Origin of the sequence: Georgenia muralis (assembly GCF_003814705.1) — a bacterium.
GTDB classification, from domain to species: domain Bacteria; phylum Actinomycetota; class Actinomycetes; order Actinomycetales; family Actinomycetaceae; genus Georgenia; species Georgenia muralis.
On the sequence record NZ_RKRA01000001.1, the window covers coordinates 3,862,005 to 3,879,614 of the forward strand.

Below are 17,610 nucleotides of genomic sequence, written 5' to 3' on the forward strand. Positions count from 1 at the left end.
TTCGTACGATGAACAACCCGGACGAGCTGAGCGTGTCCCAGGCCCGTGAGCGCTTCGCCGGTGCCCTGGAGCACGCCACGAGCAGCCATCGACCCGTCTACATCACGCGCCGCGGGAAGCGCGTCGCGGCGATCGTGGACGCCACGGAGCTGACCAGGATCACCGACCTCGCCGAGGACATGGAGGACATCCTCGCGGCCGAGGCCGCCCGGGAGGAGATGCGCGCGACGGCGGAGGAGCCCATCCCCTGGGACGAGGTCAAGGCGGACCTGGGCCTGTCGTGACGTACGACATCGTCCTCTCCCCAGCCGCAGTCCGTGACCTCCGCAAGTTCGACCCGACCGCACGACGACGTGTCCAGGCGGTCCTGGAGCTGCTCGCCGAGAATCCCCGACCACCCGCCGCCACCCGGCTCGTGGGCGGGGCGGGTGAGTGGCGGGTACTAACCGGGGACTACCGCGTCATCTACGAGATCGAGGACGATCGACTGGTCGTGCTCGTGCTGCGCGCGGGTCACCGGAGGGAGGTCTACCGGCGGCGCTGATCTCCCCCGTCAGACGGCCGCGATCCGCGCGAGGCCGTCCCGGTCGAGCAGCGCGGTCCACCGTCGGCCGGAGTCGACCAGCCCGTCGGACCGCCACCGGCTCATCACCCGCGAGACCGACTCCGGCGTCGAGCCGGCCATCGCGGCGAGGTCGGCGCGGGAGAGCGGGACCTGGATGAGCACTCCTCCGCCCGGGCGCTCCTGACCCATCCGGTCGGCGAGGCGGAGCAGAACCGTGGCCACCCGCGCGGCGACGCTCTCGCCCGACCGACCGACGTCGGAGCGGGCCCGGGCGAGCCGGCCGGCGAGGTCGTCGAGCACCCGCAACGCGACAGCGGGGCGCTCGGTGAGGACCTCGCGGAACGCCGCCGGTCCGATCCGCAGCGCGCACGTGGTGGTCAGCGCGACGGCGGACTCGGCGTAGGTCGGCTCCCCCAGCGTACTCAGCGCACCGAGGAGGTCCCCCGGCGCCAGGACGTCGGTGATGACCTCGGTCCCGCCCGCCCCGGTCCGGGTCAGCTTCACCCGCCCGGCCGCCACGACGAAGAGGTGCTCGGCCGGCTCCCCGGCGGTGTAGAGCCGGTCCCCCTCGGCCCAGGACAGCGAGACCATGCGCGCGTCGACGCCGGCGAGCTCGTCCTCGGTCAGCCCGCGGAAGTACGGCACCTGCCGCAGCACGGCCAGGCGCACGTCCGGGGCGCAGCGGTGCGGCTGGGCGCAGGTGCTGCGCAGGGGGACGTGCCGGCGGGCCACCTCCTCAGGCTAGCCCGGCAGCTGCCGTTGATTGACGGCGGTCATGGTCCGGCGTCGGGCGCGTTCGTAACGTCGGGTCCACCGACAACGAGAAGGGGACCGACCATGACCACCTCGACCACCCACACCGTCCTGCGCGCCGAGGGCTTCACCTGCCCGTCGTGCGTGACGAAGATCGACAAGCAGGTCCGCCGGCTCGACGGCGTCTCCGCCGTGACCGTCCACTTCGCCTCCGGGCGGATCGAGATCGACCACGACCCCACCCTCGCCGGCGTCCCGGCGCTGGTCGACGCCGTCGGCCGCGCCGGGTACACCGCCCGCCCGGCGACGTTCTGACAGGAGACCCCCGTGACCATCCTCACCCGCCGGTGGGCCGTGCCCGCCGGCTCCGGCGCACTCATCCTGGCCGCCCTGCTCGCCGGCCTCGTCGCCCCCGCGGCCCGTGACCCCCTCATGGTCGCGGCCGCCGCGGTCGCCGGCGCCCCGGTGCTCCGCTCGGCCGTCCGGGCGCTGTCGGCCCGGGTGGTCGGGATCGACCTGCTCGTCTCCGTCGCTGCGGTGGGCGCGATCGTCATCGGGGAGTACTGGGAGGCCGCCGCGGTGACCTTCCTCTTCGCCGTCGGGCACGCGCTCGAGTCCGCGACGCTCGGGCGGACCCGCGCCGCGCTGGCCGAGCTCGTGGCCGTGGCGCCCGACGTCGCCGTCGTCCTGCGCGACGGCGAGCAGGTGGAGGTCCCGGCCGCCGAGGTCCTCCCGGGCGAGGTCGTCCTGGTGAAGAACGGCGCCAAGGTCCCGGTCGACGGCGAGGTGACGGCCGGCTCGGGCGCCGTGGACGAGTCGGCCGTCACGGGTGAGTCCGTGCCGGTGGACAAGACCGCCGGCGACGTCGTCTACGCCGGCACCGTCTCCCTCGGCGGGCTGCTGCACGTGCGGGCCACCGGGACGGGGGCGGACACCACGCTGGCCCGCATCATCCACCGCGTGGAGGAGGCGCAGGACGCCCGGGCCCGCACACAGGCGTTCCTGGACCGCTTCGCCCGCTGGTACACCCCCGCGATCATCGTCCTGGCCGTGGTGGCCGGGCTGCTCTCGCGCGACGTCGAGCTGGCTCTGACCCTGCTCGTCATCGGCTGCCCCGGCGCGCTCGTCATCGCCGTCCCGGTCGCGCTCGTCGCCGGTATCGGCCGCGGCGCCCGCGACGGCATCCTCGTCAAGGGCGGGGACCACCTCGAGACCGCCGCGCGCGTCGACGCCGTCGCCCTGGACAAGACGGGCACCCTCACCACGGGTCGGCCCGTCCTCACCGACGTCGTCGTCCTCGACGACCGGCTCACCCGGACCGACGTCCTGGCCTGGGCCGCGCGGGCGGAGGCCGGCTCCGAGCACCCGCTGGCCCGGCCGGTCCTCGACGCCGCCCGCCGGGCCGGCGTCGCCGTCGGCGTGCCCGGGCGGACCGAACCGGTGCCCGGCCGCGGCGTCGTCGCGGTGGTCGAGGGCACCCGCGTGGTGATCGGCTCCCCGGGCCTGCTGGCCGCCCACGGCATCGCCGACGGCGGGGCCGCGGCGGCCGCGGACGACCTCGCCCGCCGGGGCCGGACCCCGCTCGTCCTCGCCGTCGACGGTCAGGTGGTGGGCGCGCTGGGCGTGGCGGACACGGTGCGCGCGGAGGCCGCGCCCATGGTCGCCGCCCTGCACGCCGCGGGGGTGCGGCGGGTCGTCATGCTCACCGGGGACACCGCCGCCGTCGCGGCCGAGGTCGCGCGGGTCACGGGTGTGGACGAGGTGCGGGCCGGGCTGCTGCCGGAGGACAAGCTCACGGCGGTGCGCGAGCTCCAGCGTGCCGGATACGTCGTGGCGATGGTGGGCGACGGCGTCAACGACGCCCCGGCCCTGGCGACGGCGGACGTGGGCGTGGCGATGGGGGCGGCCGGGACCGCCGTCGCGGTCGAGACCGCCGACATCGCCCTCATGGGCGACCGGCTCTCCCGCCTGCCCGAGGCGCTCGCCCTCGCCCGCCGGACCGTGCGCACGATCCGGCAGAACATCGCCGTCGCCCTGGTGACCGTGGCGGTGCTCCTGGCCGGGGTGCTCCTCGGGGGGGTGACGATGTCGGTGGGCATGCTCGTCCACGAGGCGTCCGTGCTCGTCGTCATCGTCAACGCGATGCGGCTGCTGCGCCGGGCGTGAGACGTCTCTGCGGTCAGGTGCTCGCGGTCAGGACCCGCGGGCGGGTCGAGGTCAGACCTCGACCAGCGCGAGCCGCACCCGCACGACGTCCCCCGCGGCGAGCCGCTCGGCGGCGCGGACGGCCTTCTTGACCGGCAGGACGTAGGTGCCCTTCTTGCCGTCGGGGAAGATCGACGTCCGCCACACCGTCTCCCCCACCGTGACCTCGACCCGCACCGAGCCGAACCCGCGCGCGAACGGGGCGGAGAGCTCGAGGATCTCGTCGGCGATCTCGGCGGGCAGCGCCACGAACGTCCAGGTGTCCGTCTGCCGGGCGTCCCACTGCCAGAGCTCGGCCTCGAACGCGTACGTCACGTCCGCATGCTTCCCGCCGGCGGAAGGCACGTCAACAGGGCGGGCGTCTCGGGCTATCCCCCGTTCCGGGGACAATCGTCCCTGGCGGGTGGCCCGCCCTCGCGGTGCACTGGATGTGGAGCGCCTCCGCGCTCCACCGCGGAGGCTGTCATGTCCGAGAAGCACGCCGCCCGTCGGCTCGGTGGAGCCGTCGCCGCCCTCATCCTGCTCGCCGGGTGCGGTGCTCCCGGACCGGCGCCCACCCCCGGGCCGGCCCCGGGGCCCACAACCGGGGCGGCGCCCGAGCCCACAACCGAGGCTCCCTACCCCACGACCGAGGCACCCGAGCCCACGACCGAGGCGCCCGAGGCCACGACGGATGCCCCGGAACCCACGACCGAACCGGCACCGGACCCCACGACCGATGTCGATGCAGCCGGGACCTGGCTCGCCATGGTGGACACCCTGTGCGGCTCGGCCATCGAGGAGTACGCGGGAGCCAAGGACGCGATCGGCGAGTCCGAGCCCGTCACCCTCTCCCTCGTCGCCGCTCAGCTCGCGGGCGCCGTCGCCGACCAGGCCTCCTCGCTGCAGCCGGACGACCCGGCCGCCGCCGACCTCGTGGACGCCCTCACGGACTGCGCCGACGCCCTCGGCGAGGTCGCCTGGGCGATGGACTCCGGGACCTACGACGACGTCGTGGCCGCGGGTGACTGGGCCATGGCGGCCGGGGACGACCTGGCCGTCTCGGCGCAGTACGTCGGAGCCTGGACGTGCGCGCTGATGTCCGACGAGATCTGAGGAGGCGGAGATGACGGGAGCGCCGAGGGCTGAGTCCTGGCCCGACGGGGTCCGGCCGGCACCGGGAGAGGCCGTCGACCTCGGGGCCCCGGTCCTCCCGCCGGAGCTGGAGGCGGAGGTCGTCAGCGCCCTCACCGACGCCGTCCTCGCGCAGAGCGCCCCCGAGGAGCTCGAGGTGTTCCGCGCCCGACGGGCCGAGCTCGTCGCGTGCCCGGGCACCGTGCCCCGGCCGGAGAGGGACACCGCCCTCGGCTCCGGCGCGGAGGTCGTCGTCCTGCTCGCGCCGTACGTCGTCGCGGCCGCGACGGCCGCGGTGCGGTTCCTCGGCAAGCTCGTCGCCGGTGCCACCGAGGAGGAGGTGCAGCCGATGCTGCGCACCTGGGTCCGGCGTCTCCTGCACCGGGAGCCCGCCGACGACACGGGGGCTCCTGTCCCGGCCGCGACGCTGCGCCGCGTCCACGACACCGCGTCGACCGTCTGCCGGCAGATGGGCCTGGAGGACGACGACGCGCTCCTCATCGCCGATGCCCTCGTGGGCCGGCTCTCCCTGACGGGCACCTGAGATGTCCGCAACGTCCGTGGCCCCGCCCGGACGGCGGGCACCCGACGTCACCCCGCACCGCCCCGCCACCGCGACGCTGACCGCGTTCGCCCTCCTCACCGCCACGATCCTCCTGGCCGGGGTGTTCGTCGGGCAGTGGCTGACCATGGGCGAGCCGGCCGGGACGTCCCTGCGCTGGATGGTGGCCGTGCCTCTCGTCGTCCTCGTGGCCACCGCGGGTCTGGTCGCGGCCCAGCCCGGACGGACCCTGCGCTCGGACCACCTCGTCCCGGTGCCGCCACAGACCCCGGCGGCTCGCCGGTACGCCGACGCTGCCGTCCGCGCCGGGATCAGCCCGGCGCCGGAGCTCGTGTGGAACCCGCAGGACCCGCGGACCGGTGCCCTCGCGCTCGGGCGGCCGGGCCGTTACGTCGTCCGGGTCACCCCGGCCCTTCTCGGCGCGGCCCGACGCCGCCCGGCCACCTACGACGCCGTCGTGCGGCACGAGCTCGCCCACGTCCGCCACCACGACGTCGCCCTGGCGTACTTCGCGCTGTACTGCTGGTACGCCACGGTCCCCGTCCTGGCTGTCCCCGTCGTCCTCCGGCTCGCGGGCGGGGACCGGTCCCTCCTGCCGAGCTACCTCGTCCGCGCGCTGGCCCTGGCGAGCGCGGTGTACCTCGCCCGGGCGTTCCTCCTGCGCCGGCGTGAGCACGAGGCCGACCTCAGCGCGGCGCTGTGGTCCGGCGACCCGCACGCGGTGGCGGCGGTCTTCGGGCGGGCGGCCGCGCTCCCCGGGCACCGGCTTCTGCCACCCCCTCTGCGCCGCCTCCTCGCGCTGCACCCCACCGGGCCCGAGCGGGTCGCCTACGTCCTGGACCCGGGCCGGCGAGGGCGACTGAGCCCGATGACGCTGCTCGTCGCCGGGTTCGCCGCCGGCGCTGCCCTTCCCCCGCTCCAGGCGCTGGCCGCCGAGGCGTTCGCCTGGGACGCGCTCACCGCCGCCCGGGCTGCGCGAGCGGTGTCCTTCGGGAGCCTCGGCGCCGTCCTCGGCGCGGAGGTCTGGCGCACCCGCGGCGTCGGCCGGCCCGTCAACGGTCCGGGCCGGACCTCCGCCGCGGCTGCGGCGCTCGCCGGCGGGGTGGCGGTGGGCGCCCTCCTCTCGCTCGGGGGGACCGGGCTCGTCCAGGGCTCCGTCGTCGACGCCGTCTCGGCGGGCCTGACGGGCCTGATGCTCGGCGCCGTCCTCGTCGTGGGCCGGGAGGTCGCCGCCGGACCTCCGGGCGCGGTGGCGCTGGGCGGCGCGGCGGCGTGCGCGCTCGCTGCCGACGCGGTGACCGGCGTCGCCGAGCTCCTCGCCGCGGGGCTGTCGGTCGTCGTCCTGGCGTTCCTGCCGTTCGTGGCGGCGCAGAGTCCGGCGGCGTGGCTGCTCGGGGTCGTGGTGGTCGTCGTCGCGGCGGGCGCTCTGGTCCGGGACCGCCGAACCGGCCGCGACCGGCTCGCGACGTCGGCGGTGGCCGGTCTCGTCGGCGCGGCGGCTGCGGTGGTGGCCGGGGCCGTCGGCGGCGAGCTCGGGTTCGATGGTCTGCTCTGGCCTCCTGTCGCGGCGGCGCTGGCGGTCCTGGTCCTCGTCGGGGTGCGGGGGCTCGCCGACGGCGCCCTCGCCGGCGCCGTCACGGTCGTCCTCGCCGCTCCGGCTGTCGCCGTGGTCGCCGCCGTCCGGGCCGGTGGCCCGCTCGGCGGGATCTGGACACTCCTCGAGCCGGCCGTCGCGACCGTGACCCTCGCCGGCCTGCCGCTGCTCGCCGGGGTCGCCCTCCTCCGGCGTCCGGGCACCGGCGCCCGACGGGACGCCGGACGACTGGTCATCCTCACCACCGTCGTCGCCCTCGCCTCGGCCCTGACGGCGGCGGCACTGGTCCCCGCCGACAGCCACGTCCCGCCGGACGTCGGCGACCTGGAGACGTACCTGGGTGAGGAGCTGCCCTTGCTCGTCATGCTGCGGGACACCGCCGCGGTGGCGTACGAGGAGGCCCTGTACTTCCCACGTGGGGGTGACGTCGCAGCCGACCTCCGCGGGCGCGTCGCGGGGTTGTACGACGACGCCATCGGCGCCGCGGACGACGTCGGAGCCGGCCTCCCCCTCGGTGGCGACGCGGAGGTGCGGCGGTTGCACGAGGCCTACCGCGACGTCGTGGTGGCCGAACGTGCCCTCACCCTGGCCGCCGCCCAGGCCGAGGTGGACCCTGCGGCGACGGCGCAGGCACAGACCGCCGCGACGGCGGCAGCCGCGGCGATGGCACGGTGGACGGACCTCCATGAGGCTGCGGTGGCGAGAGTCGGCGCGGCCGACCGGTGACCCGCCCGTCGACGGTCCGCGCCGGTCCCTTCCATGTCGTGGTGCGGTCGTACAGTGACGTCATGGGCTCGGCCGCACGAACGCTGCGTCGCCTGAGGGCGGCGAAGGACTCGGGTGCGCTCACCGAGCTGTGCCGTCGCCGGTCGATCGAGCTCGCCGTGCTGTTCGGCAGCTCCGTCGCGCGGGCCCCGGTCCGCGAGCCACGCGACGTCGACCTTGCTCTCAGCTTCCGTCGTAGCGGCGCCGGCGACCTCCTCACGGCCATCGAGGATCTTGCCGAGCTCGTCGGCGGCGACGACCTCGACGTCATGGACCTCGCGTCGGCGGGTCCTGTCGCCTTGCACCGGGTCTTCACCACCGGCGAGCTCCTCTACCAGGCCCACCCGCACCTGTTCGCCGAGCGGCAGATCTTCGCCATCAACCACTACATCGAGACCGCACCCCTGCGACGCTCCGTCCTCGAGAGCCTGACGCGATGAGCGTCGACCGTGAGGTGGTGACGCGTCGGCTGGTCTCGATGCGCCAGCTCCTGGACCACCTCGACACCCTCGACATCCGATCCCCGGAGGCGCTCGACGACATGGCCGTCCGTCTCCAGGTCGAGCGGATCCTCACCCAGCTCGTCAATCTCGCCGTCGAGATCAACGCGCACGTCGCGGTGGCCGCCCTCCAGCGGCCACCCGAGGACTATCGCGACGGCTTCGACCGCATGGTGGAGGCTCACTTCCTCGACCCTGACACCGCTCGGGAGCTGAAACCCTCTGTCGGTCTGCGGAACGTCCTGACGCACGAGTACGTCCGGGTCGACCTCGACGTCGTCGCGCGCGCCGTGCCTGCGGCTCTCACCGGGTACAGGGACTACGTGCGTCAGGTGGCTCGAGCTCTTTCACCCGCGCCCTGACGAGCCGCGGGGCACGTCTCGCGACCGATGTCCCAGCAGGGTGGGCGAGGTCGTCGGACACGCCGCCGGAGCGCCGGCCCCGAGCAACCCGCTGGCGACGGCGCTGTGGTGACTAGGCCGGGTCCCCCACCTCGGTGAGCAGGAGCCCGAGCAGACGGCGGAGCTCGGCGTGCCCCTCGGCGCCAAGCACCTGGGTGATCGTCTGCTCGATCCCGCTCACGGTCGCCCGGCCGGCGTCGACCGTCCGCTCCCCGAGAGGGGTGAGGCGGATGAGCTTCGCCCGCCGGTCCGTCGGGTCGGGCTCGCGGCGCAGGTACCCGAGCTCCTCCAGCTCGTCCACGAGCTCGAGCATCGACTGCGGCGTCATGTTCGCGCCGCGGGCGAGATCGCTCAGACGCACGCCCTCGTGCCCGATCTGGGCGAACACGGCCGAGTGTCGCGGCTTCTGCGGGTACCCCGCTCCCACGACGCCCTCGACGATGCGGAAGCCGAGAAGGCTGTAGGCCTGCCCGAGCATCGCGATGGTGTTGGGCTCTTGCGCCGGCACCGCTCTCCGTCCTAAGGTTCACCTTACATTCAGGTTGACCTTACTACACGGATGCTCCCCACCCGTGAGCTTCGGAGACCGCCATGTCGGACCAGCTCGCCCAGGTCGCTCTCACGCCGCTCGCCACCGCGCCGAGCCCGTCGCTCACCGCCCACGTCGCCGTGGGCGGGGTGACCGGCCTCGCCTGGGGAGCGGGGCTGCGCAGCTACATGGCCGAGATGGTCGGGGCCGAGTCCGTCGTGACCTGGGGCGGAACCGTGCTCGCCGTCCTCCTCCCCGCCGGGGTCACCGGGGCGCTGCTCGGCTGGGCTGAGTACCTGCGCCGGACGGGCGGCCGCCCGCACTGGCGGCTGCTCACGCTCTCCCCGCTCGTCCTGGCGGTCGCACCGCTCCTCATGCCCGGCGCGGTCCTCGCCCTTGTGACACAGGGGCTCGGCGGCGGCGCTATCGCCTTCGCCGCCATCGGCATCGGTGGGGGCTTCGCCCTGTCGGGGCGAGGCAGGGCCCGCTGGCGCGCCCTGGTCGGCGTCGTCGTGCTCATCCTGGTCGCGGGCATCGCGGCCACCCCCGCCGGCATCGGCGGACCCGACCTGGCGCTCAGCACCCCGCGCGGTGTCTGGGTCGCGCTGCTCGGCCTGACATCCGGTGTCACCCTCGCCATCGCCTCCTCGATCCCGCAGCGGCGCACCGCCTGACGGGCCCACCCCCACGACGGATGCCGGCGGCTGGTCGGCTCGCGGAGGGATGGCATGAACGCGGCGCTGAGCTCCCTCCTGCGCACCGCCAACACCCTCGCCGTCGCCCTCTACCGCCGCCCGGGCGGACGGATCGGCGGATCGGCCAAGGGGGTCCCAGTGCTCCTGCTGACCGTCCCGGGACGCCGGACGCCGGACGCGGACTCCGATACCGTGCCGGTCGCTTACTTCCTCCACGACGGCGGCTTCCTGGTGACCGGCAGCAACGGCGGCTCGTCGCACGAGCCGCAGTGGTTTCGCAACATCCGGGCGACGACGACAGGTCGCGTCGAGATCGGTCGCCGGGGTCTCGACGTGGACGTCCGGGTGACCGCGCCGGACGACGGTCCGCGCCGTCCCCGGCGATGTCGTGGCGCGGCCGTACAGTGACGTCATGGGCTCAGCCGCACAGGCGCTGCGTCGCTTGCGGGTGGCGCAGGCCTCGGGAGCGCTCGCCGAGGTGTGCCGTCGGCGGTCACGGGGGAGCTTCTCTACCAAGCAGACCCGCACCGGTTTGCCGAGCGGCAGATCTTTGCCATCAACCACGACATCGAGACGGCGCCCCTACGCCGTGCCGTGCTCGAGAGTCTGACCCGATGAGCGTCGACCGCGAGGTGGTGACGCGTCGCCTGGTCTCGATGCGTCAGCTCCTGGACCACCTCGACATCCGGTCCCCGGAGGTGCTCGACGACATGGCCGTCCGTCTCCATGTCGAGCGGATCCTCACCCAGCTCGTCAATCTCGCCGTCGTCGCACGCGCCGTGCCCGCGGCTCTCACCGGGTACAGGGACTATGTGCGTCAGGTGGCTCGAGCGCTCTCACCCGTCCCCTGACGGACCATGAGCGAACAGTTCCGGCAGACCGGCCGGGTCACAGGGAACCCCGCGAGTTAGCCGACGGGCAGGTCGAGGAAGTCCGACAACCAGGACCGGATCTCACGGAGACATCCGGCTGACACCACGCCGTCGACCCGCGAGACCCTCGAGCGCGAGACCGTGCGGATCTGTTCACTCATGGCCCAGCTCCCGTCCTGCAGACCGTGCTCGCCGCTCAGGCGGACGTGGTTCGGCCATCCGCGGTCTACGGACGTCACCGGCACGACGACCGCGAGGGTCGTCACAGCTTCCAGATAGCCGGCACTTGCGACAACGACCACGGGTCGGTGGCCACCCTGTTCGCGTCCGCGCACAGGCTCCAACGCGACCCAGGCGACGCTGCCGGGCACGAGCGGCGCCGGGTCCCCCTCACCGTTCACGCGGGTCGTCCCACTCCACGACGTCCCACGCCTCAAGCTCTGCTTGGTCCAGCGGCGAGCGGTCGGCCGCTTCACGGAGGGCGCTGAAGCGGGCCTGCCTGTCGGCAGAGTCAGCCAACCGGGCGAGGTGTGCGCCGAGCGACAGATGTGCTTCGTCGGCCTGCCGCTTGAGACGATCGCGAACGGCTTTGGTGACCTTGATGGTAGTCAGGTCGGTCATACGATGAGTATACGTCCGGCTCCGAGGCCTGGGTCCGTCAGCTCTCCAGCTTCTTCACGATCCGCTGGACGGTGAGCCAGGCCCGGGTGGTGATGTCCGCGCCGTAGGTCTTCTCCAGCCACGACATGAAGTCCGGGATGCTGCCCGGGTCGCTGTTGTCGATGACCGCGAGGAAGACCCGGGCCGACTCGTCGAAGCCCACGACCCGGGCGCGCGGGTCCGACTGCTCGGGCAGGCGGTCCGGGGCCTGGGCGCCGTCCTTGAGGAACGTCGCCGTCAGGTAGGTGCCCCGGCCGTGGGTGAGCCCCGGGAACGGGTCGCGGTCGAGCAGGGCGCGGAGCTCGGCGTGCTCACGGACGATCGTGCCGCCGGGGATGCCGAGCGCACCGTTGAGTGCGCGCTGGATCCGCCGCTGCAGCGCCGGGACGCCGGCCTTCCGGGCGGAGAAGACGATGTTCCCGCTGGCCAGGACCGAAGCGACCGAGTCGAACCCGAGCCCCTCGAAGACACCCCGCAGCTTGTCGTTGGTCATGTTGGGGTTGCTCGGCGCGATCCCCCGCAGCAGCGCCGCGTACCTGGTGCTCACGCTCCTACTCAACCACCGAGCGGCCCGCCTCCGGGGAGGAGACGGGCCACTCGTCGGCGACGGCGCGGGACGGCGCCGCTACTCCTCGCTCCCGAACAGGGCGTTGACCCGCTCGTTCGCCCGGGCGAGGGACTCCGGCTCCGTCTGGAAGGACAGCACGGCGTCCATGGCCGGGGCCATGACCGAGGTGAGCTCGGCCCACCGGGCGCTGACCGGGCTGGTGACGGTGGTGCCCTCCCGCACGTGCACGGCGAAGGCCGCCGCGTCGGTCCCGGCCTCCTCGTAGACCTCCACGGCCCGGTCGGTGGCGGTCGTGATGGCGGGGAAGATGACCCCGCTCTCGGCCATGACGTCCTGGCAGTCGGCGGAGCCGAGGTGCTCCACCCAGCGCCACGCCTCGTCGGGGTTGGGGCTGCCGGACCAGATGGCGTCGGAGAGCCCGTTGAACACCGAGGCCCGCTGCCCCGACGGCCCGACCGGGGTGGGCGCGACCTGGGTCTCGACCCCGCCCAGCTCGCGGATGGTGCGGGCGTTCCAGCTGCCCTCGATGAGCGAGGCGTAGCCGCCGGCGGCGAGAGCGTCGGTGGTGCCGACGCCGGAGGTGGCCGCGGCGAGGGAGGGCATGTACCCCTTCTCCACCAGGGACCGCCACCAGGCGATGGTCTCGACGAACCTCGGGTCGTCGTAGTTGAACCTCGTTCCCCAGGGGTTCTGGTCGGCGTAGGTCCAGTCGTTGCTCAGCGCGTAGGCGGACCACTGGACCTGCCCGTACCCGCCGCCGGCCTCGTTGTACCCCATGCCGTAGACGTCGACGTTGTCCTTGTCGAAGCCGGGCTCGTTGCCGCGGACCCCGTTCTCGTCGATGGTCATGGCGGCGAGGAACTCCTCGAACGTGCCGCCGTCGTCGGGGTTCCACTCCAGTTCCCACAGGTCCTCGGCGCTGTACCCGGCGGCCTCGGCCAGCTCGGTGTTGTAGTAGATGCCGACCGTGTCCCAGTCCTTCGGCAGCCCGTAGCGGCCGGTGCCGTCGGGGCCGATCCACAAGTCCGCCAGGCCCTCCTGGTACTGGTCCAGGTCGACCCCGGCCTCGTCGATGTAGGGCTCGAGGTCGAGGATCTGGCCGAGGCTGACGAACTTGCCGAACTGGGCGGAGTGGTCGACGAAGACGTCGGGGGCGTTCTCGGCCACCATGCCGGCGGTGAGCTTGGTCCAGTAGTCGTCCCAGCCGTACTGCTCGATCTGGACGTCGATGTCGGGGTTGTCGGCCTCGAAGTCCTCGGCGCACTGGTTGTACCCGGGCATCTGCGTGGAGTCCCACATCCAGTACTGGATGACGGTGCGGCCGTCGCCGGTGGTGCGCGCGTCGGTGGCGCAGCCGGTCACGGTCAGGGCGAGGGCGGCGAGGGCGGCCGGCAGGGCCGCGCGGCGGGTGGGACGCATGGGGTGCTCCTTGGGGCTCGGCTGGGGCTCGGCGACGGGTCGGCCGGTCGGGGCGCTCACTTGATCCCCGAGAAGCCGATGGAGTTGACGATCCGCCGGCCGAGGACGACGAAGAGGACGACGATGGGCAGCGCGGCGACCAGCGTCGCTGCCATGAGGCCGGACCAGTCGGGCGTGCCGAACGGCGTCTGGGACCGGAAGATGCCCAGCGCGACGGTGAGGACCCGCACGCTTTCCTCCTGGCCGACCAGCAGGGGCCAGAAGTACTCGTTCCAGGCCGTGATGTACGTCAGGACGGCCAGGGTGGTGATCGGCGCGGACGCCATGGGCAGGATGACGCGGAGGAACACCCGCAGCCGGCCGGCGCCGTCGATGAGGGCCGCCTCCTCGATCTCGCGCGGGATGCCGAGGAAGAACTGGCGCAGGAAGAAGATGGCGAACGGGGTCATGAAGAAGGTCGGCAGGACCAGGCCGGCGTAGGTGTTGAGCAGCCCGAGGTCCTTCATGAGCACGAAGTTCGGGATGGCGGTGAAGATGCCCGGCACCATGAGCGCGGCGAGGAAGACGGCGAAGACGACGTTGCGGCCGGGCCAGCGCAGCCGGGCGAACGCGTACGCGGCCATCGCGGAGAAGAAGACCTGACCGAGGGTGATCGCGGTGGAGACGATCACGGAGTTGCGCAGGTACACCCAGAAGTTCAGCGCCGAGCCCGCGCCGCCCTGGGCGAGGTTCTCCTCCAGGGACGTCAGCCCGAACACGCGGCGGTAGGCGTCCAGGGTCAGCCCGGCGGGCAGGAGGTTGCCGGGGTCGGTGGCCAGCGCGCTGTTGGTGGACAGCGAGGTGCGCAGCATCCAGTAGAAGGGGAACACCGTCACGAGCAGGACGGTGATGAGGCCGATCCAGGCCAGGACCCGGCCGGCGGTGGGCCGCACGCGCTCGCGCGGCGGACGGGTTTCGGCGACGACGTCGGGCTCGGCGACCGGGACGGGCGTGGTGGTGGTGGGCATCGTCATCGGTCTCTCCTAGTTCTCGTCCGACTCGCCCGCGCGCATGAGCTTGATCTGCACGAAGGTGATGACGGCCAGCAGCAGGAACAGGGCGATCGCCAGCGCCGAGGCGTAGCCGAAGTTCAGCTGGCCGAAGGCGAGGTCGTAGATGTAGAGGTTGAGGACCCGGGTGGCGTTGACCGGGCCGCCGTTGGTGGTGACCGAGACGGTGTCGAACACCTGGAAGGAGCCGGTGACCGTGACGACGAGGACCATCGCCAGCACCGGGCGCAGCAGGGGCAGGGTGATCGAGCGGAACGTGCGCCACTCGCTCGCGCCGTCGAGCTGGGCGGCCTCGTACACCTGGGGCGAGATGACCTGCAGCCCGGCGAAGATCAGCAGGGCGGTGTAGCCCATGTGCCGCCAGACGTTGATCATCGCGATCGTGGGCAGGGCGAGGGCGCTCTCGCCGAAGAAGGCGACCGCGTCGAGCCCGACCCAGCCCAGGGCGACGTTGACGATGCCGATCTGGAAGTCGAGCATGAAGTACCAGACGAGGGCGACGATGACGTTGGCCACGAAGTAGGGCAGCAGCGCCATCCCGCGGATGAGGGTCGACCGGGTGATCCGGTGCAGCAGGACCGCCAGGGCCAGGGCCACCACGGTCTGGACGCCGATGTTCATGAGCACGTACAGCGCCGTGACGCCGAGCGCGTTCCAGAACAGCGGGTCGGCGAGCATGCGCTCGAAGTTCGCGGTGCCGACCCACTCGGGCGGGGTGAGCACCTGGTAGTTGGTGAAGCTGTAGTAGACCCCCCGGACGGCGGGCAGGAGGTAGAAGGCGACGAGGCCGATCGACGCGGGGAGGAGGAAGAGCAGCGCGGTGCGCATCTCTGTCCCTCCCCACCGGCGTGCGCGGCGGCGCCGGACCGGCGCGTGGGGGGCCGTGATGGCCATGGGAGCTCCTGTCGCTTCGCTGGGACGGGTACGAGGGTGTGGTGGGTCGACCCCCCGGCCTGGGGCCGGGTGGTTGGGGAGGGCGTTCGCGGACGACGGCGCCGGGTGCGCCGGCTCGTCAGAGCCGGGAGCGCGTCAGAGCCGGGTGAGGTGGAGCAGGACCATCTGCTCGGGGTTGAGGGCGGGTGCCTGGACGCCCACGCGGGCGAGCGTCTGGCCCGTGAGGACGGTGCCGGCCGCCATCCAGGGGGCGGGCCGCTGGCCGGTGCGACCGGTGACGGCGTCGCCGGGGGCCAGCGGGGTGAGCCGGTAGCGGGCGGCCGGGTCCAGGCCGGGCAGGCGGACCCGGCCGGGCGGGTTGGCCACCGGGGTGCGCAGCTCGACGATCGTGAAGATCGCCTCGCCACGGTCGGCGGCGACGACGCCGTGGACCCACAGCGCGTCGTCGGGGTGGTCGGCGTGGACGACGTCGCCGGTGTGCAGCAGGTCGCGGTGCGCCTTGTGGGCGGCGACCCACGCGGTGAGCCGGGCCAGCTCCTCGGGTGTGGCGCGGGTGATGTCCCACTCGATGCCGAGGTGGGAGAAGAAGGCCGTGCCGGCGCGGAAGTCCAGGCTGTGGGCCCGGCCGGTGGTGTGCGAGACCGGGGAGGCGATGTGCGAGCCGGCCAGCTCGGGCGGCAGGAGCAGGGCGGTGCCGGCCTCGATCTGCTGGCGTTCGAGGGGGTCGATGCAGTCCGAGGTCCAGATCCGGTCGGTGCGCTCGAGGATGCCGAGGTCGGCGCGGCCGCCGCCGCCGGCGCAGGACTCGATCTCCAGGTCCGGGTGGGCGGCGCGGATCTCGTCGATGAGGCGGTAGACCGCCTCGACCTGGCGGTGCACCCCGGCCTGGCCGGTGGGCCAGTGCCCGGCGTCGACGAGGTCGCGGTTGTAGTCCCACTTGACGTAGTCGATGTCGTAGGCGGCCAGGACGGCCAGGACCTGGTCGCGGACGTGGGCGTAGGCACCGTCGTGGGCGAGGTCGAGGACCTGCTGCTGACGGGCCGGGACCGGGGTGCGCCCGCCGGTGGCGAGGATCCACTCCGGGTGCGCCCGGTAGAGGTCGGAGTCGGGGTTGACCATCTCCGGCTCGAACCACAGCCCGAACTCCATGCCGAGGCCGTGGACGTGGTCGACGATCGGGCCCAGACCCTCGGGCCAGACGTCGGCGGAGACGACCCAGTCCCCCAGGCCGGAGGTGTCGTCCCGGCGGGAGCCGAACCAGCCGTCGTCGAGGACGAACCGCTCGACACCGACCGAGGCGGCGAGGTCCGCGAGCTCCTTGAGGCGGTCGAGGTCGTGGTCGAAGTAGACGGCCTCCCACACGTTGATGAGCACCGGCCGGGCCGAGCGCGGGTGGCCCGGACGCGAGCGGAGGTAGCGGTGGAACCGTGCGGACATCTCGTCCAGGCCGGTGCCGTGCGAGGCGTAGACCCAGGGGCCGGTGTAGGCCTCCCCCTCCCCCAGCCGCACCTCGCCGGCGAGCAGGAGCTCGCCGCCCGCGAGGAGGGAGTCGCCGAGGTTCGTGCGCTCGGCGTACGTGCGGGTGTTGCCCGACCAGGCCACGTGCACGGCCCGGAGCTCGCCGCGGCGCCAGCCGAAGCCCTGCTCGCCGGCGGCCATGACGAGGCTCGCGTCGTGCCCGCGGCCGCGGCGGGACTCACGCAGGTGGGTGCCGAGCGTGAAGGTGTGGCGCTGCTGGGCGCGTTCGCGCAGGTGGCGGCCGGTGAGGTCGAGGATCTCCTGCGCCTCCGTGGGCACGGGCAGGGCGAGGTCGAGGGAGGTCAGGTCGAAGACCCCCGCACCGGTGTTGGTCACGTCGGCGCGCTCGCGCAGCAGGCCGGAGGTGAGCAGCTCGATCTCGACCCGCAGGACCAGCCCGGCGACGTCGTCGGCGGCGGTGACGACCACGCGCTCGGCGACGACGGGGTCGCCGTCGGGGCGCTCGGTGGTGACGCCGGTGAGGGTGAAGGCGGTGGAGAAGTCGGCTCCCGACCGGTGCCCGGTCAGGCCCGGGGTGCCGAGCCAGCCGCGGGAGTGCTCGGCGACCAGACCCAGGGGGACGACGACGTCGGCCTGCCCGGAGACGAGCGGGGGTTCGCTGGCGCGCCGCAGCTCGGCGACGTCGCCCTCGGTGAGCTCGCCGAGGTCGGGGCCCCAGTGCAGGACGCGCGGGAGCTGCTCGCCGGCGACGTCGAGCAGCAGGCTGGTGCCGCCGGTGCGCAGGTGCACGTGGGTGGTGGTGACCGGCGTGGCCGCTGCGGTGATGGTCACTGAGGGCTCCTTCGTTGGGGCGTCGCGTTCAGTGGGTTATTTCTACTGCAGAAGTAAGTGCCTCGTCAACCCCCTTCGCTCGCCGTCGTCGCTCCCCCGCGGAACGTCACGGCGCCGTGAGCGGAACATTCACAATTTCGATAAACCCGACCAGTC

At 73.4% G+C, this 17,610-nt stretch carries 22 protein-coding genes; 12 read left to right on the forward strand and 10 right to left on the reverse strand.

Translation table 11 applies throughout. From position 1 onward, the window contains the following. Positions 1 to 8: 8 nt before the first annotated feature. A complete protein-coding gene (locus EDD32_RS17445; RefSeq protein WP_123919553.1) occupies positions 9 to 284 on the forward strand; it encodes a type II toxin-antitoxin system Phd/YefM family antitoxin in 276 nt (91 codons plus the stop codon). Then, positions 281 to 544, forward strand: coding sequence for a type II toxin-antitoxin system RelE family toxin (locus tag EDD32_RS17450; protein ID WP_123919555.1), 264 nt, complete (start codon positions 281 to 283; stop codon positions 542 to 544). Before EDD32_RS17445 ends, EDD32_RS17450 begins: the two co-directional genes overlap by 4 nt. A gap of 9 nt (positions 545 to 553) precedes the next feature. Here the strand turns inward: EDD32_RS17450 and EDD32_RS17455 are convergent, their stop codons facing one another. Then, positions 554 to 1,297 (reverse strand): Crp/Fnr family transcriptional regulator, encoded by a 744-nt coding sequence (locus EDD32_RS17455; RefSeq protein WP_211338880.1) that lies wholly within the window; start codon positions 1,295 to 1,297, stop codon positions 554 to 556. A 105-nt stretch (positions 1,298 to 1,402) separates the two neighbouring features. Between EDD32_RS17455 and EDD32_RS17460 the strand changes: the two genes are divergently transcribed. Next, entirely contained in the window at positions 1,403 to 1,633 is a 231-nt protein-coding gene (locus EDD32_RS17460; RefSeq protein ID WP_123919557.1) for a heavy-metal-associated domain-containing protein, read from the forward strand. Between the two features lie 12 nt (positions 1,634 to 1,645). After that, positions 1,646 to 3,484 (forward strand): heavy metal translocating P-type ATPase, encoded by a 1,839-nt coding sequence (locus tag EDD32_RS17465; protein WP_246006205.1) that lies wholly within the window; start codon positions 1,646 to 1,648, stop codon positions 3,482 to 3,484. 51 nt (positions 3,485 to 3,535) lie between these two features. Here the strand turns inward: EDD32_RS17465 and EDD32_RS19650 are convergent, their stop codons facing one another. After that, complete coding sequence (locus EDD32_RS19650; protein ID WP_123919559.1) at positions 3,536 to 3,838, reverse strand: DUF1905 domain-containing protein; 303 nt, start codon at positions 3,836 to 3,838, stop codon at positions 3,536 to 3,538. A gap of 150 nt (positions 3,839 to 3,988) precedes the next feature. Between EDD32_RS19650 and EDD32_RS19655 the strand changes: the two genes are divergently transcribed. The 5 genes from EDD32_RS19655 to hepT all read left to right on the forward strand — a co-directional run bounded on the left by EDD32_RS19655 (position 3,989) and on the right by hepT (position 8,419). Continuing rightward, positions 3,989 to 4,618, forward strand: coding sequence for a hypothetical protein (locus EDD32_RS19655; RefSeq protein ID WP_123919561.1), 630 nt, complete (start codon positions 3,989 to 3,991; stop codon positions 4,616 to 4,618). A gap of 10 nt (positions 4,619 to 4,628) precedes the next feature. Beyond that, positions 4,629 to 5,180 (forward strand): hypothetical protein, encoded by a 552-nt coding sequence (locus EDD32_RS19660; RefSeq protein WP_123919563.1) that lies wholly within the window; start codon positions 4,629 to 4,631, stop codon positions 5,178 to 5,180. Between the two features lies 1 nt (position 5,181). Then, positions 5,182 to 7,518 (forward strand): M48 family metalloprotease, encoded by a 2,337-nt coding sequence (locus EDD32_RS17485; RefSeq protein WP_123919565.1) that lies wholly within the window; start codon positions 5,182 to 5,184, stop codon positions 7,516 to 7,518. Positions 7,519 to 7,580: 62 nt separating this feature from the next. Then, complete coding sequence (locus tag EDD32_RS17490; RefSeq protein WP_123919567.1) at positions 7,581 to 7,997, forward strand: nucleotidyltransferase family protein; 417 nt, start codon at positions 7,581 to 7,583, stop codon at positions 7,995 to 7,997. Further along, positions 7,994 to 8,419 carry a type VII toxin-antitoxin system HepT family RNase toxin gene (hepT, locus tag EDD32_RS17495; protein WP_123919569.1) on the forward strand — a complete coding sequence of 142 codons (426 nt, stop codon included), beginning with the start codon at positions 7,994 to 7,996 and terminating at the stop codon, positions 8,417 to 8,419. Before EDD32_RS17490 ends, hepT begins: the two co-directional genes overlap by 4 nt. A gap of 112 nt (positions 8,420 to 8,531) precedes the next feature. Here the strand turns inward: hepT and EDD32_RS17500 are convergent, their stop codons facing one another. Then, complete coding sequence (locus tag EDD32_RS17500) at positions 8,532 to 8,966, reverse strand: MarR family winged helix-turn-helix transcriptional regulator (protein WP_246006206.1); 435 nt, start codon at positions 8,964 to 8,966, stop codon at positions 8,532 to 8,534. Positions 8,967 to 9,049: 83 nt separating this feature from the next. Between EDD32_RS17500 and EDD32_RS17505 the strand changes: the two genes are divergently transcribed. The 3 genes from EDD32_RS17505 (at position 9,050) to EDD32_RS17515 (ending at position 10,533) form a co-directional block, all read left to right on the forward strand. Beyond that, positions 9,050 to 9,661, forward strand: a complete 612-nt coding sequence (locus EDD32_RS17505) for a hypothetical protein (RefSeq protein ID WP_123919571.1) — start codon at positions 9,050 to 9,052, stop codon at positions 9,659 to 9,661. A gap of 54 nt (positions 9,662 to 9,715) precedes the next feature. After that, positions 9,716 to 10,090 carry a nitroreductase/quinone reductase family protein gene (locus EDD32_RS17510; protein ID WP_123919573.1) on the forward strand — a complete coding sequence of 125 codons (375 nt, stop codon included), beginning with the start codon at positions 9,716 to 9,718 and terminating at the stop codon, positions 10,088 to 10,090. Between the two features lie 206 nt (positions 10,091 to 10,296). Further along, positions 10,297 to 10,533, forward strand: a complete 237-nt coding sequence (locus EDD32_RS17515) for a hypothetical protein (RefSeq protein ID WP_123919575.1) — start codon at positions 10,297 to 10,299, stop codon at positions 10,531 to 10,533. A gap of 56 nt (positions 10,534 to 10,589) precedes the next feature. Here EDD32_RS17515 and EDD32_RS17520 read toward each other — a convergent pair whose 3' ends face one another. From EDD32_RS17520 to EDD32_RS17550, 7 genes are all read right to left on the reverse strand, one after another. After that, positions 10,590 to 11,030, reverse strand: a complete 441-nt coding sequence (locus EDD32_RS17520) for a type II toxin-antitoxin system PemK/MazF family toxin (protein ID WP_342771422.1) — start codon at positions 11,028 to 11,030, stop codon at positions 10,590 to 10,592. Then, positions 10,945 to 11,175: a hypothetical protein gene (locus EDD32_RS17525; RefSeq protein WP_123919579.1), complete on the reverse strand. Its 231-nt coding sequence runs from the start codon at positions 11,173 to 11,175 to the stop codon at positions 10,945 to 10,947. The genes EDD32_RS17520 and EDD32_RS17525 overlap by 86 nt, the downstream gene beginning before the upstream one ends. Before the next feature lie 37 nt (positions 11,176 to 11,212). After that, positions 11,213 to 11,761, reverse strand: a complete 549-nt coding sequence (locus tag EDD32_RS17530; protein WP_123919581.1) for a DUF1697 domain-containing protein — start codon at positions 11,759 to 11,761, stop codon at positions 11,213 to 11,215. 78 nt (positions 11,762 to 11,839) lie between these two features. Next, on the reverse strand, positions 11,840 to 13,201 hold the full coding sequence (locus tag EDD32_RS17535; protein WP_123919583.1) for an ABC transporter substrate-binding protein: 1,362 nt from the start codon (positions 13,199 to 13,201) through the stop codon (positions 11,840 to 11,842). A 56-nt stretch (positions 13,202 to 13,257) separates the two neighbouring features. After that, complete coding sequence (locus tag EDD32_RS17540; protein ID WP_211339001.1) at positions 13,258 to 14,208, reverse strand: carbohydrate ABC transporter permease; 951 nt, start codon at positions 14,206 to 14,208, stop codon at positions 13,258 to 13,260. A gap of 15 nt (positions 14,209 to 14,223) precedes the next feature. Then, positions 14,224 to 15,144 (reverse strand): carbohydrate ABC transporter permease, encoded by a 921-nt coding sequence (locus tag EDD32_RS17545; RefSeq protein WP_123919587.1) that lies wholly within the window; start codon positions 15,142 to 15,144, stop codon positions 14,224 to 14,226. 135 nt (positions 15,145 to 15,279) lie between these two features. Continuing rightward, a complete protein-coding gene (locus tag EDD32_RS17550) occupies positions 15,280 to 17,454 on the reverse strand; it encodes an alpha-galactosidase (RefSeq protein ID WP_246006207.1) in 2,175 nt (724 codons plus the stop codon). Positions 17,455 to 17,610 lie beyond the last annotated feature (156 nt).